The sequence below is a fragment of the Spirosoma flavus genome, assembly GCF_054778555.1.
In genome coordinates, this window is record NZ_BAAGZL010000001.1 from 401034 (window position 1) to 418348 (window position 17315).

General features: G+C 38.0%; 17 protein-coding genes. 7 read left to right on the top strand and 10 right to left on the bottom strand.

Annotated elements, in window-relative coordinates; all coding sequences use genetic code 11:
• Positions 1–46: 46 nt before the first annotated feature.
• From ACYVF1_RS01655 to ACYVF1_RS01675, 5 genes are all read left to right on the top strand, one after another.
• Positions 47–745: a hypothetical protein gene (locus ACYVF1_RS01655; RefSeq protein ID WP_461074953.1), complete on the top strand. Its 699-nt coding sequence runs from the start codon at positions 47–49 to the stop codon at positions 743–745.
• Between the two features lie 80 nt (positions 746–825).
• Positions 826–1482, top strand: coding sequence for a hypothetical protein (locus ACYVF1_RS01660; RefSeq protein ID WP_461074955.1), 657 nt, complete (start codon positions 826–828; stop codon positions 1480–1482).
• 110 nt (positions 1483–1592) lie between these two features.
• Entirely contained in the window at positions 1593–2039 is a 447-nt protein-coding gene (locus tag ACYVF1_RS01665; protein WP_461074957.1) for a hypothetical protein, read from the top strand.
• A gap of 5 nt (positions 2040–2044) precedes the next feature.
• A complete protein-coding gene (locus tag ACYVF1_RS01670) occupies positions 2045–2755 on the top strand; it encodes a hypothetical protein (RefSeq protein ID WP_461074959.1) in 711 nt (236 codons plus the stop codon).
• A gap of 114 nt (positions 2756–2869) precedes the next feature.
• Positions 2870–3493: a hypothetical protein gene (locus ACYVF1_RS01675; RefSeq protein ID WP_461074961.1), complete on the top strand. Its 624-nt coding sequence runs from the start codon at positions 2870–2872 to the stop codon at positions 3491–3493.
• Positions 3494–3570: 77 nt separating this feature from the next.
• Here ACYVF1_RS01675 and ACYVF1_RS01680 read toward each other — a convergent pair whose 3' ends face one another.
• The 10 genes from ACYVF1_RS01680 to ACYVF1_RS01725 form a co-directional block, all read right to left on the bottom strand.
• Complete coding sequence (locus ACYVF1_RS01680; protein ID WP_461074963.1) at positions 3571–3816, bottom strand: hypothetical protein; 246 nt, start codon at positions 3814–3816, stop codon at positions 3571–3573.
• A gap of 245 nt (positions 3817–4061) precedes the next feature.
• On the bottom strand, positions 4062–4322 hold the full coding sequence (locus ACYVF1_RS01685; protein ID WP_461074965.1) for a hypothetical protein: 261 nt from the start codon (positions 4320–4322) through the stop codon (positions 4062–4064).
• A gap of 2 nt (positions 4323–4324) precedes the next feature.
• A complete protein-coding gene (locus ACYVF1_RS01690; protein WP_461074967.1) occupies positions 4325–4609 on the bottom strand; it encodes a hypothetical protein in 285 nt (94 codons plus the stop codon).
• Positions 4610–4618: 9 nt separating this feature from the next.
• Positions 4619–4933 carry a hypothetical protein gene (locus ACYVF1_RS01695; RefSeq protein ID WP_461074969.1) on the bottom strand — a complete coding sequence of 105 codons (315 nt, stop codon included), beginning with the start codon at positions 4931–4933 and terminating at the stop codon, positions 4619–4621.
• 323 nt (positions 4934–5256) lie between these two features.
• Positions 5257–6936 carry a bifunctional DNA primase/polymerase gene (locus tag ACYVF1_RS01700; RefSeq protein ID WP_461074971.1) on the bottom strand — a complete coding sequence of 560 codons (1680 nt, stop codon included), beginning with the start codon at positions 6934–6936 and terminating at the stop codon, positions 5257–5259.
• Positions 6937–7360: 424 nt separating this feature from the next.
• Positions 7361–8407 (bottom strand): hypothetical protein, encoded by a 1047-nt coding sequence (locus ACYVF1_RS01705; RefSeq protein ID WP_461074973.1) that lies wholly within the window; start codon positions 8405–8407, stop codon positions 7361–7363.
• 103 nt (positions 8408–8510) lie between these two features.
• Entirely contained in the window at positions 8511–9803 is a 1293-nt protein-coding gene (locus tag ACYVF1_RS01710) for an AAA family ATPase (RefSeq protein WP_461074975.1), read from the bottom strand.
• Between the two features lie 223 nt (positions 9804–10026).
• Positions 10027–10323 (bottom strand): helix-turn-helix domain-containing protein, encoded by a 297-nt coding sequence (locus tag ACYVF1_RS01715; RefSeq protein WP_461074976.1) that lies wholly within the window; start codon positions 10321–10323, stop codon positions 10027–10029.
• A gap of 72 nt (positions 10324–10395) precedes the next feature.
• Positions 10396–11832 (bottom strand): hypothetical protein, encoded by a 1437-nt coding sequence (locus tag ACYVF1_RS01720; RefSeq protein WP_461074978.1) that lies wholly within the window; start codon positions 11830–11832, stop codon positions 10396–10398.
• A gap of 23 nt (positions 11833–11855) precedes the next feature.
• The gene (locus tag ACYVF1_RS01725) at positions 11856–13253 is read right to left on the bottom strand and encodes a site-specific integrase (RefSeq protein ID WP_461074980.1); all 1398 of its coding nucleotides are present in this window, start codon (positions 13251–13253) and stop codon (positions 11856–11858) included.
• Positions 13254–14624: 1371 nt separating this feature from the next.
• On the opposite strand from ACYVF1_RS01725, the gene ACYVF1_RS01730 reads away from it, so the two are divergent.
• A complete protein-coding gene (locus ACYVF1_RS01730) occupies positions 14625–15857 on the top strand; it encodes a hypothetical protein (protein WP_461074982.1) in 1233 nt (410 codons plus the stop codon).
• Between the two features lie 44 nt (positions 15858–15901).
• Entirely contained in the window at positions 15902–17260 is a 1359-nt protein-coding gene (locus ACYVF1_RS01735; protein ID WP_461074984.1) for a hypothetical protein, read from the top strand.
• Positions 17261–17315 lie beyond the last annotated feature (55 nt).

The window sequence follows — 17315 nt, forward strand, 5'->3', positions numbered from 1 at the left end:
GTATGAAATCCTCAATTTTATTTTAATGGTTAGTTCTTAAGTCACTATGAGGTATTTACTACAAAACGCCATTTGTTTATATATCTGCTTTGCTACTGTAGTAGCAGGATATAGCCAAGGGAGTAAACCGAAAACTTCGCCAGGAGGACAAAGGCCGTCAAAAGAGGTAACTTTAAATTATATAAAAGATAAGTATAATAAGTATGGAACTGATTATGTAATGAAAGATGGATATGTAATGCATTTTTATAGTAATGGTAATGCATATGATAATATTAAAAATACCGAATATACAATGAATAATATTTCATTTGTCGAAAAAGGAAATCAATTATTCTTACAAGGGCATTTATTAAAAACAATCGATACAAAGGACTATGATAGGAGTGATCATAAGATTGAAAATTATGAATATTTATTTACTGCACCTTTTAACCAAGTAAATGATATTACTATCGGCCTGCCAAGAAAAGAAGGGCCTGGCTTTTATCTTCAGAAGGAAGATGGTGGTTATCAATTTAAACAAAAATCTTATTTTGAACACTACTTACTATTTAATTTTTCTTCTAATTGTGTAATTATTAGTAACGTCAATGATCCGAATTTTAGTGAATTGGAAAATTATTTTATAATCGGTTTTAAATATGGTGAAGATGAACTATTAACAAAGCTCTTACGAGCTTTCAATACTCTAAAGCTATATTATCCGAAACCTAAATCAAATGACCCATTTGAAAATGATTAAAAGCGTTGATTCCGTAAAAATGGCATTTCGATTAGGCGTAAATTTGTAATATTTTTTTTGAACTTAAGATTAGAGGTTCTATGAGAAATCAATTAAAATACGTTTTTTTTCTTACTCTAGTTCTGCTTATTATAACCTTTAAAAAGGCTTATTGTCAGAGTAGTAGGCCTAGCAAAGAGCAGACTATTGCATATTTAAATGAAAAATTAAGCCTCTATAGTACAGACAGTCAAAATTTTATGGAATATATAGGAAGTAACTCGAATAAAGACTATGGAATTGTTCAGCAAAATAGATATTATAGTTACAAATTTTTCAGTGATTCAGATAGATGTTATGTAAGTTTTACTGGGCTAGAAATTAATGACAATCATTTTGACGGCAGTCAGGTATTAAGAAAGGAATTTACAACAAAATATAAGGTTCCTCTAGATCAAATTAGTTCTATAATAATAAAAAATGATACTACCTATCGTAAAACTAAATCAGGCAATAATGTAACTATATACCAAGATTTTAAATACAAAAAGCATTTGCATGTAAAATTGAAAAGTGCAAGCGCGGTAAGCCATCTTATTCTAGATGGTGAAGAGGAAAAACCTATTTATAGTAATGAATTTGATTTATATTTTATAGAAGGTGAGGCAAATCTACTCAGTAAAATAAAAAAGGCTTTACTTAACCTCAAATTAGTTTGCCCTGAACCCAAAAAGAAAGACCTATTTGAAAATGAATGAAAGGATTCTTGAGAATGGCTAGGTAAGGGAATCAATAGAATGCATAGGATAGAGTTTACATTAATCAAAACTTGAATTAAAATCGTTCAACCTTTAAATTCATTAACACCATGAAAGCTATTTTAAGTTTTGCTCTGATGATTACTACAACAGTATGTTTCGCTCAAGATTGGGGGGAATGGATAGATGTAGGTCATGGAATTCAAGTCGCATTTAAATACCGAAATAAACCTTGTCAAGGCATGGCTAATACCTACGCTAGGTTGCGAAATATGTCATCAAATACCTATGGTGAATTGACTGTGACGTTTGATACAAACTGTGACCGGCCGGGTTCTGCCTCTGTTTCTGCTTATGATTTTACTCCAAGTCAAGTGAAAGAATCGCCAGGTAACTGGTACACTACCTCTCACGATGTCACTAATATTCGCTTAACTAAATTAAGGGATAAGCGAGGTGATAATCTTTTGGGGAGTAATTCAAATGGAAGAAGCCAAAATAGAAATGTAGCTAATTTGGTGGTTAAAAAAGAAAGGATTAATGTAAATACGAAGTAGAAATTTTGGAAAACATTGCAGTAAAATTAATTTGGAATGGTATGAAGTACTTGCTTCGAAATATTGTCTGTCTACTGTTTTGCTTTTCAGCTTTGACGGTAGGATATTGTCAAAATAGAAAAGCAAAGCAGAACATAAAGCCTTCAAGAGCAACTACAATAAATTATTTAAATGAGAAAATATCACAATATGCAGTGCCTTATATATATTTAATTAACACTCGATCAACCATTCAGCTTAGTAATGGAAGTAAAAGATTTAATCAAACATCTAATGGTATTAATACAAGTGAATATCATATTTCTTTCAATAATGATAATAGTAGAGTTAACTTACTAGCCACTATGGTTGAAAGGTATATAGAAACCTCAAGTAATATAGATGAATCAATCACGTATCAAATCGAAGCGCCATTTGAAAAACTATCTAAAATAAATATACTTCAACCTGAATTCAATAAAGACCCTGATGTTATCTTAAATGATGGATCGAAACAAAGCCAAACATCACAATCGGATAATACACTATTGCAGTTATTATTCTCAGGCAACTGTGTGAAGTACATAAAAAACTCCACAGTTGAATATAGGAATTATTATAATATAGCGTTTAGTACAGGTGAGGATAATTTACTAGAAAAAGTAAAGCGAGCTTTTATTAATTTGAAAACTTACTACCCCATACAAAAGTCTAATGACCCATTTGAAAATGATTAAATCAACTCCTTTAACTGACGCAATAAAATATTGATTAGTACGGACTATATCGCTGAATTTGGATTTATTGACAGCAGCGAAGTGCAGAGTTTTGACTTTAAATTTTTAAATACTATGAAATCAGCAATCTATCTCCCATTAGTATTTTTAATACTTACACTTTCTCATGAAGTTCTATCTCAAAAAAAGGCTCCAGCAAAACCCTCACTATCAGAAACTAAAAAGTGGATTACTGAAAAGCTATCATTATATAGTGAAGGTTATGAAAGTAATAGCACCAGTCCAAATGTAAAAAGAATATATTTAATTAAGTCTATCTCTTCCAATGAAACAGATTTAATAATTGAATATTCAATGGAGCTAAACAATGAAGATTTTCTTACTGCTAATTCAATTATTACGTATAATATACCTTGGAAGATTTTTAAATCTAGTGATAATTATAAAATAATAAAATCAGATAATTTAGATCTTCCAGGTACTGAGCTATATGGGGACTATTTGCTGGTAATTACTACTAAGGCTAACCTGATTAATAAACGAGTAAGCAATGAAACTAAAAAGTTTAGGCTTCCAAATGGTACTGTCGATGAATCAACAATTCCAGATTATAACATGGTGGCTAAAGAGTCTATAGTGAGTCTTCGTTTAGATTCTGAACCTAATTTGATGAGTAGACTCTTAAAGGCGTTTAACGTTTTGTGTGTATACAATAAACCCAAAAGTGAAGCATACTAGTGTTGTTCAAGACTTTGATCTGATTGGGAGCCACATCAAATCGGATTTATTCCTTGGTAATTAATGAGAGTGTTCAATCAAATAATTCGGTATTCAATTCGTCCGTCTTGGTAACGGTCATAGCTTTTAGTCGTACCGTCTGAGTAAACTTCCATATTGAAAGTAGGCTCGTCGGATTCCACTTCAATTTTATTATCGTCATCCTCAAGATTCATCGTCAAAAATATAGGTTCCTGGCTTTTTCGTAAATCAGCTACCTGTTTAGATGTGACTGTGCCTGTAATTAAGGCAGCTAGCAGCTTTAGCTTTTCAACTCGTTTCATGGATATTTGTCAACTGTAATGCAGAAACCTCCATACATAGCCGGGTTATCCAAAAAGTCAGCGTAGGTGATACGCTTTCGTCCCTGCTCATCAGCTAATCGTACATCGACTAAATCACTAGGGTGCGGCTCTCCCTCATCGCAAACTACCATATAAAAGACTCTCTTTTGCTGCATCTGGTGGAGCTTTCGAAGTGTTTACCCGTTAGAGCATTCTGTAAGGCTACCAGCTTTTCTTTGCGCGACCTAGCTTTCACGTCCACCCTGTTTAATGATGGCCTCTAACTCCTCATCTGTCATTCCCTCAAAATTGAAGTCTTTTTTCCCTGGCCTCAGTCGAATAAGGGCTTCTAGCTGTTCGTCACTCATAGTGTGGAATTCCTCTGGTATAAATATTGACTTTGAGGGAGGAACGCCTTTTAACTGACGTAATAAAGCAGTCTCACCAGCTAGGAATTGATGCAAAATCTTTAGCTTTCTGGTGCGATTTATGCTGTTCAGACGCATAGTTAATTCAATTTAGCCATTGCTTTATCCAGCAACTCGTCTATCTGCTCGTCAGTTAGCGTAGAAAGGTCTATTTTCTGTTCACGCTGTTTAGGTACGACGTATTCTAACAACTTCAGATAGGCTGATACACGGTCTTTAGGTTCCAGTAAAGACACATCATACGCGATGTTATCAAACTGCTCATCTATCAGATTAGCGATTCTGGTTTTTACATCAGTGGTAGTTTTGTTTTGACTACCCGCTTGGCGACCTCCCGTTTTTTCGCGGCCTTTTTCGAATTTCATGGTTTACGGTTAATTAGTTGGGGAGATAATCTTTTCACTTTGCTTCAAGGCCATACCTAGCCATTCCGGTTTTCCTCGTTTAGGTTGATCTTCCTTTTGCTCGGCTTTTAGTTCAATGCTATTTAACTTTGGCATTACGTAAGGCAATAAAGCCGTTAGCAATCTTGCTCGGTCGATAGGCTCCAGTAAAGTCAGTAATTCAGGCAGTTCATTCAGAGTGGATTGAACCACACTCTGTAGCTGGTTGCGTAGCTCTGAGGAGGATTTGTTAGGTGTTCCAACCTGACGACCTCCAGTCTTATTTCGGCCTTTTTCGAACTGCATAATTACCTCTATTTTCTCTCTAATTTAGAGAAAACGGGGCTAATAATGAAGTTAATTAGAGGAAGAGACTGCAATTTTCAGTACTTATTTTGGACGCTTTACCCAACGACCACAGGGGCTGATGGCCGCTGAGACTACTGCAAACAAAAAACGCATCGTCAACCTTTACATCCTCGTTTGGTTAGGCTGCAAACTTTCCCTCGGGGCGAGCATCCTGTCGAGGGAAAGCTAACCGGCACGGAGAGAAACAACGCTCAATTTGTTTTCCAACTTTATTACTATCACACTCCTTTTCAGTGTTACGTTACAAAATTTATATTATTCTATAAACCCATTGAATCTCTTAAGGAATCATAATCTCCATTGAACCTCTCAAAACTCCCATATTGACCATCAGTTAATGCATCGAAATTATCTCTCTCAAGCTCTCGGCTTCTGTCATAAGATTTATCTTCACTCGGGTCATAATTTGCCCTTAACTCTTCTAGATAATCTATTCTCTCTTGTGCCTCTTTTCGTTTTTGCAATTTAATGTCTTTTACAATATTTATTAGATCGTCAAAGTTTCCTGGAAAATTCGAATCCTTATTTTCAATGAAACTGTTAATCGAACCTGATTTATACCCATAATTCTCTTTTAAATAAGCTTTGATATGATCTATATTATTTTTAAAAAAATCCTCCTTTTCACCTGTAAGTAAGTTATGTAAAGTTTTTGTTTCCCATAGTTCGTTCTGTGTTATTTTGTCGCTTTTAAATGGTATCTTTTCTTTGTCTAATAACAAATAATATAGATAATATGCTTTAATTAGAGAAGAGTTTGAACTAATTCTTCTGTTGAATTTCTTCTCAAAAAAGTAGTTTAATTCTGTAAATTCTGGTGTAGAAAATGTTACTAGTTTATGATCTTCCCGATGACGATGAGAACCATAATTATTAAGATATTTTAAATTACTGTGCCTTTTAGATGTTATATTGTTTATTTCGGAACGAACAGTATCTATTTCCTTTTCATCGAAAATTACTATGCTGTTAACCAATTCTATATAAGTGCTAATTTCTTGTAAAATAGCGCTTTTGTTACCAGATATAATTTTATTGGAAATATCCAATGAAATAAAGTCATCTACTTTGCCGTAAGAGTTTACATTGTCAACATAATTATAATTTTTGCGAAGAACGATATTAAAATTATTATCTAACATTAACAATGATAGTTGTACTAAATAGAGTTTTTTGTTTAAAAAATTAGTAGTATTAATTTCCTTTACATGCCATGAAAAAACCAAAAATTTCCTTTTCCTCAAAACATGGGTAAAAATAAAATCTAAGTCGTTATCTACAGGAGCAATGAAATCAATTTTCATTGTCGGATCATAATCAGGCTCATTAAAATCATATTCTCCATATTGGCTATATGCTGTTTGATAAGAGCAATAATGTAATTCTATTAGTTTCAGAGCGTCAAAACTCACTTCTCTTGGTATATATTTAGGAAATTTATTGTAAAATGAGTAATAGTTGCCTGTTTCATGTAATGACATAGGCAGAATTGAATTCCCTTCAAATTTAAATTCTATTTTCCCAAAATCACGATTATGTTCTCTAGCAAAATATGCTATCGTTTTCTTTTCATATGTTTTTAAATCTGAACAAATAAAAATAATATGAAAGCCAATACCACTCCCCGATTTTATTACCCATTCATAATCTAATGGTAAGCCCAAAATGTACAGTAAGTTACATATAAGATTTTCGTCTAAATACCCATCGATATCTAATGAATAAATATCATTAAACCCCAAAACTATTCCAAAACCACAACTTTCTTGTTCTTTTAAAAAATCTACGTCTTTGGAAGTCTGCTTTCTGACTTTATATTCATCCCAGTATATATTTGGTGATTTAAGTATGTTAGACTCATTAGAATTAAATGAGTTCAACACATGGGAAGCTGTATACAGATTTAAGCCGAGTTTATTAAAATAGTCGAAATCAAACATGACTGAAATTGATGGCTAATGATGCTATTGTAAAGTCAAAATTTCAAGCATTTACCTATAAGAACTGTTTATTTTGTCATCTAGAAGATAAACACCAAAGACTGTAGTTTTCCTAATTCAAGCGTTCGGTATGTCAACAAGAACTCGGAGATGAAAGCTTCTACGCATCTGACTAAGGCGACCCCTTTGTCGCACGCAAGCATACCGCTACTACCTGTTTTACTATTGAACGCGATTTAAAGAACTATTTTCTTGTTGAACACCAACTTGTAGCCACTTATAGTTACGTAAGTGTTAACCACTTTATCAGAACAGGTAATTAAGATAATCAATAACTTTCCACTCAAATTAACAAAAATAAGCTTAGACAACGGACACATGTTGTTCAAAAACCATTATGTAATAGCTGGGTAAGTGGCAAAGGCTACATATCCCAATCAGTCGGATAGTTATCACAATCATCAACAGTGAATCGCTCCAGATCGGATTCATAGGGCTTGAGAATGGAACCAGGATTTGCCAGTTGTTCGGCTATGCTACGAACGATGATAGGACTGGCCTGGGGGGGAGGATGTGCATCCGGATAGATTGGTTTTGTCAGCCCGTGACGAATTCCATCCCGAATGGTCTTTTGCGATTTGCTGAACGTTGGCCATTCACTTACTACAGTTTCCAGCCCATAAACAGCGGCTGTCTCATCCATTCGGCCCGCTTCTATGTATCCACCCGCAACAGTGGCTGCTTTTAGTAATCGCTGGTGCCGCTCTCCCTCTGTGGATCCCTCTACAAAGCGCAGCAACCGGTTTAGTAGTTCGTTGCCATCAGGATTGTTAGACTGCCTTGACACAAACGAGCGGGGCTTGGTTTTGCGCGGGGTATAGGTTCCACTCATTACGCTAACCTGCTCATTGAAGAACGGGGCGGCATCGTAGGAGACAAATCGTAAATCGGTCGGATTCCCCCCTTTGCTACTATCCAGTTTCACTTTAAATGTTTCAGTAAATACCCGTTGCAAATAGCGAAAATGAGCCGCTAACGTATCAGAAGTCTGGTTATCGGGTAAACGTACCACAAACCACAAACCACCCCGTACCGAATAAGCGCAAAGCAACACATAAGGTAAGCGGCACAAGTGTTTTTTTAGTTCAGCCATATTCAGCCCAGGGTTGTCTTTCGTATCCACATCGCCCATTAATAGTGGCCACTGGTAGTCTATTTTTTCGCCATACGTAGTTGCTGCTTTCCTATGATGAAGCAAGGCAACGGGGGAAAATGCACGTAATCTATCTTTTAGATTTTTTTGCTTAACCTCATCTACTTCGGCCCGTATTGTTTCAATTTGTGCCCGATTGTATTCTCGGCTAACAATGCGTCGGAGTGTGGTAATGCCTTCGGGCTCTTTGGCAAAACAATTGGCAAATACCGAAATCGGCAGGTCTAATAAGTTGGGGCGGTATTGCTGGTTATCCATACTGCTAACTGCTAAAGTGACTGCTAAACTGATTTTGGCAGTATCAAAAGTTACTGCTAACTGCTAAAGGCCCTATATGGGGTTTGGCAGTTAGCAGTAACTTTTACTCAGTTTCTTGGAAGTTCTGGGTTTCCTCCTCCTCTTCGTCATCAATCGGTTTTAGATGGTAATACTGTTTTCTACCATCTCGGTATTCAGCTAATCGAACGCTGTTACCCTGCTCATCCATCATGAATGGCTGCTCCGCCAAAACCTGTTTCAGTCGTTCCCGAATGGTAGCGTTTTTGGCCCCGAACTCTGATTCTAGGATTTTGAAAACCTCTCCTTTCTCCATTGGCCCATCAGCCAGCAAGCTCTCTAAACGGTCGGCTATTTCGTCCGAATCGGCTTTATGCTTACGATGATTTATGTGGCTAGCAATGGCATCGGCTCCGGCTAATTTTAAGCCGTTGGATTCCTGGCAGAATTGTAGAAACAGTGGTTCAGGCTTTTTGCCCCGTCGTAGTTTGAGATATCGTAGTTTGATCAGGTCGGTTTCGATGCCGCTAGCATCTTTCTCTAAACCGATTTGTAAAACCGTACTGGCTTTATTAGCTGCTTCAGTACCGGTGTGCCCTCTGGCTTTTTCGGTGCCAGGATTCTGGTGAATAACCAGTAAAAACGTAGCGTCGTAATTATCACAGAGGTTGCCTAAAAAGTCAAACAACTTCATGGATTCTTTAGGGTCGTTAAAGTCCCCTATAGCATCAGTAACCACATCAATCAGGCAGAATAGGTGTAAGCTCGTCTTTTCCCGAACGTGATGTACAAACGTTTCGATGGCGTCAAAGCGGTCAGCTCGTTTTTCACCTTTGATAGTGGTAAAGCGAAACTGTTCTGGCTGCTCTTCTATGCTATATCCAGCTCGTACTTTAATACCCTGCACAGCATAGGGCAATTCCTCTTTCTGGTTGCGCTCGGTGTCGATGTAGCAGACACAAAACCGCTCCAGCACCGCCCGTTTAAAGCCAAGAAATTGCGAATCTTGTGAATCGTTGGTCGTCAGCATTAAAGCGGCTAAGAGTTCAGCCAGTCGAGATTTATGAGACCCAAAAGCCCCCTGAATGATATTGACCGTTCCTCTTCCTATAATACCCGCTTCCTCCCGGCTAATTAGTGGAGGGCTAAAAACAACCTTTTTTGTAGCCGCTTCACTTAATACCTGCTCTGTGGATAGTAGGCGGTTCAGCATAGCTTGTTTTTTGTCAGCCTGGGGAGGGGTGGCAGTTTTACTGGCCTGGGGTTCTTCCGGTTCAAACTGGCGGTTAGCGGTATCGGCTAATTCCTCATCGCTCATATCGAATAAAGGCGGACGTTCAGCCGTAAAATCTGTATCTTTGTCCTGTTCAGAAATCATAGTGATAGTGCATTAAGGGCGTTCGGGGGAACGCCTTTTTTATGTGGGTCAATTCTCTCGATCGCGGGAAACGGGGCCAAACGGTAAGTCGTCGGAATCCTCGTCAATACTTTTCGGTGGCTGTTCAGGTTGGGAGCCCTTACTATTCAGGTATTCTTCATAGAGTACAAGCAACTCTATTACTATCATAAATAGACTTAGTAAGAACAAAGAGTACGGGAGATCATTCATGGCTATATCCCTCCTTTTGTTCAGCCCGATTGCCTTCTTCTAGCCATGCGAGTAGTTCAGAACGGCAGAATGTTAAGCGGTTGCCTCGTTTTTTGTGGGGTAGTTTACGCTCTGATACGAGCGTATAGATTCGCGGCTTACTTAGTCGCGTAATTTCTTCCGCGAGTCTGATACCTCCTACCTCGTCAGAGAAAGATTTGTTCGTGCTACGTAGCAATTGCAGCACTTCTAATGTCAACGCTTCCAGATTATTTAACCGGGCGTTGATCGGCTCAAATGGATTAATCATTGCTCTCTGTCTTTTTATTTTGACGGAGCAATATTATTCGGGAGAAAAGTGTGCAACCGGGTTGCTACCCGGTCACAAATTTGATTCTATTGTATTTATTTCACTATTGGCTTGTTGTACTGCCTTTGGGCTTAGATGCGGGAGTATCTTTCTAATAGAATTAACAAGAGATTTAGCTTTTTTTTCCGAGCCATTCGCATAGCTTTTACGCTTAGTAGGCGTAGCAAATGTTATATAATCATTATAGTTTGGCTCACCTCTTTTGATTACTCTACCTTGTTCGTAGCAATGAATAAGCATTTGTTCCCGAATACTGAGACCTTGCTTATCTGTAATTGTTTGCGTTGAGGTAGGTAAGGGAGATTGCGATTTACTAATTTGTTGTATTAGAAATAGTTTAAACGCTATCATATTCCACAGAAAACTAAATGATATTAGCTGATAAGAACGATAAAAAGCCGTCCAATTTATAGCTCTATTGCCTAATAATTCGCTTTCAACAAGGGCAGGTGCGTGTAATCGTTGCTGCCTGACTGATTCATTTTCTTGTGCGTCAAAACCTGTTTTCTTAGCCTGAAAATCCGTGTATTCTTGTTGAAAACGGTTAATTTCTCCCTCTACAGCTTTTAATTGAAGATTTGCGTATTCTATTTCATTCCAGGTATCTAACTTCTCGGAATACCTAGCTTTACGTTGTTCTACCGACTCGTTAACCCAATGTTGAAACTGCCTAAATTCTTCTTGATGTTGCTCAATAAACCAGGATTTAAGTAAAATTCTATGTTCCTCATCATTTGAATAAGAAAGCCCCCAATACTTAACGCGTACAGGATTACCTTGCTCATCTACAAATTCATCGGTCTTCCTGTCTCGGCTCCAGTATGGACGCTCAAACACACCACGCGACCCATTATTCAGTGACATAAGCCCGAAGCCCAAAGCCTTACAAACTTTCATATAATATTGAACGCGGTCAGAATAGGACTCAATTGAGTTCATATATTCTTGTAACCTATCTATCATATTGAACCTATACAATTCATCCACTTGTATTCGTTGCGGGTCAAATTGTGGCTCATTTAATGTACTTACGTTATTGTCAGGTTCGCTTGTTGAAGTGTTTAAAAAATAAGTATTCATATACTCACTGTGTAACAAGTCTAGAAACTGAATAATATATTCCTGAACTTTTATGCGTTCTTTTATCAGATTTATGACATACTTATTGTCGCTATGATTTTTAATGCCAGATACTATGTCAGCTATTTTGGATTGCAGACGTATTATTTCATTTTGGGCCTGAATTTTAGTTTCTCTGATGTAATGAATATTTTGTTGGGGAGTTTCCTCTTTAAATCTCTGTTCGCCTATTACAAGCCCTTCTAATAGAAATGAATGTAATGGTGTTTCATATATATTACCGTCTTTTATTAACCGTACTTCTAATTTTAGAGGTATCGTGTTAATAAAACTCATTATTGTAGCGCGGCTATTCTTAAACTCATTCATTTTTTATTAATGGATGTAGTAAATTAAAGTAAGGCATTATAAGCAGCATCAATGGTCTCAGATGCGAAGGAATCAAGGTAGATAGCTGTAACGGCTTCGGTCTTGTGGCCCATAGCTTGACTGATTACAGCAGTTGCAGTACCTTTCTGCCGTAATGTTGTAGCGAAACTGTGCCGTGCAACGTATGTAGTTAAAGGAGTATTAATTTCGACTCGTTCGCCTAAAATTTTCAGGTCTTTGTTAACCTGACCTAAAATCTTGTGTAGCCGATTCTTAATTTTGTTTTCGTCGGTGTGTAGTTGATGATTAAGAATTGGGAAAACATAGCTATCTAAACCATTATATGTTTCCGCTTTATATATCTCCAGCAACGCAAGGGCAGGTGGTATTAGTCGTATCGGAAACTTACCGCCTGTTTTCTGTCGGATGTAAGTCAATCGAGCGTATCCTTCGGTATCGGTGTTAATGTTACGCCAACGTAGTTTTGCTAGATCAACGAAGTTTATGCCGCCAACGTAGAAAGAAAATAGAAACACGTTTTTAGCTAATGTAAGCCGTTCGACTTCGGCGGCATTTTTCAGATTGGCAATGGCCGAAGCATTACGAATACCTGCGAACTCACTGGGAGTGTAGATGCCAGTTGGTACATAATTTTCTACTTTACGTATCTCGTCGCGGCTAATAGCCCGTTTTTGTGTTGAGGTATCAAACTTGCCTATACTGAACTTATGTTTGTCAGCAACAGTACGGGCAAAAGGGTAATGTTCCGGTTTGGCTACGCCCTCGGCAATAGCTTTGTTGAATACAGCTCTTAGGGTACGGTAACGATTTGACAACGTTGTATCTGTATTCCCTCGCTGACGAAAGAAAGTTTCCAATTGATTACAGAAACGTACTGTAACCTCGCTAAATGAAACGTCTTTATTATCTCTGCTGTAGAGATGTTCGATAAAGTCAGCAAGTTGATTTCTAAGGTCTCGATAAATAACACTATTGCCTTGCTTCCGGGACGCTTTTAACATTTCGACAACCTCATCAATGTAAGCTAGTAACGTAATGCTACGGGTCTTTTTACGGCCTTCAGTGGCTTTGCTAGCTACAGCCTTAGCATCGTGCCGTTCGTCATCTACAGCTAATGTTTCGGCGGCACTGCTATATTTTTTCTCCCAACGTTCTAAACTGTTAATAAGGTCGTTACGATAGGGTTCAGGGTAGCTTTTTCGAATAGCCTCTTTGTAGCTGGTATATTTGTCGTTCCAATACCTCGGATGCAGCGATAAACCTGTAGAAATGTATTTACTACTGCGGTCTTTGGTTATGCGAATCCAGAACGGATGACTCCCATCTGCGAGTGTTTTCACTGTCCGATAAATGAGCCTTACTGTAGCCTTACCTTCCTTGTGTTCAGTAGTTCTTGCCATTTTGTTGTACCCAATGTTCTAGGTACAACATTAGGTACAACAAATATAATAAATAAAGGAGTATTAACGACAAGCGACAATAAACAGATTTAGACTAAAGTACTGACTAGTAATAGATTAATAGATGCTAACAAAAGATAATTAAGGTAAATGCCCCGCCTTACAAGCAGAGGGTCGGCGGTTCGAACCCGTCAACTCCCACTACTGAAAATTAAGCACTTATGATGTAAAAATCTTAAGTGCTTTTTTATTGGTGTACATTTTGGTGTACAAAACAGAGTGACTTTCTCAGGTTTATATTTTTGCTTGAGGAATAGGTGTTATTGAAAAGTGAATTTAAATCTCTCTAAATTGTCAAACTCCATTGATTGATAAAATTATCATACATAATTAATTATATATTGTAACTATCTGTAATTAAATAGGCAATGCCCCAATCCAATCTTTATAAGGCAACTTTATATTGCCACTTAGACTTGTCAGTCCATTAGTGAGGGTGAACGCTGGATTAACCGAAGATTTATGACGACAGGTGAGCCGGCCAGCCCTAGAATCTATCATATCGTCATAATATTGCTTGAACGGTCTTACCCGTTGACCTAGTTTGAACAGACAAGGAGAGATAACCAAGATCGAAAACGCTTGTAGATAGCTTGCAAAAACCGATTACAAAATACCCGCTTTCGGCAACTAATATCCCTGAGCGTGCCTGCAAGGGAGCAATGCATGTAGCTAGGAGATGGCAATTTTTAGTTACAGCAGCCATCAGTGGCAAGTAGTAGTAGTGATTGCAAAGTAGGTGTTAGCCATAGCCAAATCGCTAGCCATGATACTCGCTATTAACCCAATAAGCATCGGTATCAATGCTGGCATGAGGTACTACTTTGAAAAGCTTATGTTTTTTTTGCCCGATGCCACCTAATGCATACACTTTTGTCAGCAAAGCTACAGGCGTGGCCAAAGCATGCATAGTCAAGTGGCAGAAACTGTCGTGCGATTGTAGGCGAAAGGATCTGTATAACAGTAAGCAATCGTACGGGTTGTCTTTCGATCAGCGGCTTTCGGCTAGTCTATCAGCGCATAATTGGCTTTTGCCCATCTTTGAATGGTGAAAAAATGTAAATGCGTTTGAGGAGCATAAGCGTAAAAAATAAGACGAATGACACTCTCAAATAGGCACTTGATTTTCCAAGTTTGGGTTGTTGGGGCCGTTGTTGCCAACACAATTCAGAAAACCCGTTAAAGTCAGTAACTTGGCCTGTATGGAACTGTATATATGAGGTGAAAGATTTGGCCATCAATCCCTTAACATACGCTGGTTCTAATTAGGGCAATCCCTCAGTTATTAAATTTACTGGTCAATGAGATAAAATGATGAATGCTGAAGTAAGAGACCAAACTTCTGAAGGCGACGCAACCTGTTATCTGATGAGAGTGAAACTTGCGGATTACATAACAAGTTTGCCGGACAACTATCGAAATTATGAGATTCAGCGAGAAATCGTAAATAATACCTATCTCGACAATCTTATCCAAACAATCATCGAAAAACGTCATATCCCGCTCATGGTACTGGTTGCAGAAGACCCTGTCCCGCAGCCCGTGAATGGGATGATCAGCATCAGAACGTTTAAGGTACTCGACGGATTGCAACGCACCTATCGTCTGAAGGTCATTGCTGATACCATAAAACTAGTTGCAGACGAACTGGATGTGAATCGTGATTTACTCTCCTTAACAAGATTACAATTGTCCCGACAATTCAAAGAGGAACTTGCTAAGATTAAAAGTTCAGTGCTCATGATGGAAAAACTTCTTGGTCACCTCAAAATGCAGCCGGTTGCTGATGCTGAACAATTGAGGATGCTTTACGATCGCTGGCAATGGTTTGAACTCTGGGTTGGTCTGGAACCACGTGATGAAGTTAACAAGATGCTTATTCTGAATGCGGGACATAAGGCCGTCAAGAGTCAGCACCAACTGGAACTATTGTTCAGTAATATGCTCCCCCTATTCCGGAATGCCGATTTGAAAGGTTTTAAGGTATTACGCGAAAAGGAAGCACCATCTATAACTTATTCGAAAAACAGAGTGCCTGGACAGTTTCACTTTTCACATTTAATTACTGCCATTCTTTCTTTCAACAGCGGCAGGCCGATTACCAATAACGTTAACTTAATCCAGAAAGCACAGGCTGAAGATTTTGATGACTCGATCTTTGATAATCTGATCAATTATGATTTTATCCATCAGTTCATTGACACATTAATGAATATTGATACTAAACTAACAGAACAGTACGATGGTGCGGCAGTCAGATGGCTGGGAAGGGAAACGTCTCTGACAGGATTATTTGCCGCCTGTGGTAAGTACGCACAGGAAAATGAAATGACTCCGGTATCAGCTCTTCGGACGCTTTCCCTGAAGATCGGGGGTAATCCTGGAGTTCTCCGACTGGACCTGTTTGAATACGAGCGAAATTCCCTTGACTTGGCTAAGATCAATATTGGTACAGTGAATAAACGTGCGGTATTTCTGGCAACTCAAGATATTTTAAATGATCAAACTGCTGCTGCTGACTGGCCGGTGTATTTCAAGAAATAGAAATGATACAGAGGTTAAACGTTATCTATGATAATTTGCTGCGTATGCTTGCAGATTGCACGGATGCAAATCCAGATTTTCAGAATTACTACGATAATCTGCCGAATCAGCTTAGGAAGGACCGCTTATTTGAGCTTATCGAAAATGTTTCTAATAATATTTCAAATATAAACGTATCTCGTACCGCAGTTACAATTCATAATAATTTTCAACCGCTGACGACTACAATCTCAGACTTGGCCGATGAATTTCCTCATTATCCAGGTAGTCGCCTGAACGAGCTGCTGTTAATGATAAAGATTATCGATGCAATTGAATCGGAAGTTACTGGCAGTGGAAATCCTTTTGATTTGACAGTTGCAGTCGATCCTGCTATATTCTGCATAGAGCATATTACCCGAACCATGAAACCGTCGAATTTTTTATTTGATGATTCGGCAGAAATCGAAAATTCAATAATACTATTCAACCTTTCCGATCTGCCAGCTTTACAGAATTTCATCGATCAATCATCAGTTTCACTTGATCTAATGTTCCACTTCCTATCAAAGCTGGGAAACGCAGGTGCATCTGTTGCGGTTGGCCAGAATGTGCTTATAAGAGCAGCGCAGCATGGTCATTCCGACGCCATCTTCTCGTGTATAACACTTCATTTAGTAAAATCGGGTCAGCTTGTACATAATCCTTCTCTATATTCCAACATACCAAATGTAAGTTCTTTTAGAAGGATAAAGTCTGAAAAAAGCTACCAGCAGTTTACCGATTCGTTAATCATTCTCAGTGAATACAATGCTCAGGAGGACATTCTGGATAAATATTTACGTATATATCACTTGGTTGAGCATTTTATGTTCAGAATGCCTATTGTCAGTCTTGAAAGAAATCGGAACAATCTGCCATTTTCAATCAGACATTTCAGAACATTGTATCGTCATGTTGAAAAAAATGAGCTTGATGCGATAAAGGACTTGATTAAAACTGTCATGGCACTGGAATTAGAGCCTGGAGTAACTTTCACAGCAAGGATGTTTACCGATTGGCAGAACATTCATCCTGGCCAGATTGCGGATGTGAATCACATCAACCGGCTTTTTGAATTATTACAAATCAGTGGTCAAAACAACCCTGTCTTATATCAGAACGTAGTAAACGCTGATAGGATGCCTGATATATTTGCAAAGCTTGTTTATGCGTTCCGAAATTCAATTGTTCACAATAAGGCAACTGAATTCCATCTGAATCATGAAACGTTGACAAACGAACCAGAAATCGGAAATTCTCCACAGAAAATAATCGAGTATTTTTTACTGCCTTGGCTGGAGCAGATTTCGTATTATCTAATAATAGAGGACAACGATCTTGTATGGTATCATAACCCACACCTGACTCTGTTCACTCCTTAAATAGATTTTATTGCGTAAGTCTTTACTGTAATGATCACACCGAGTTATTGTCCTC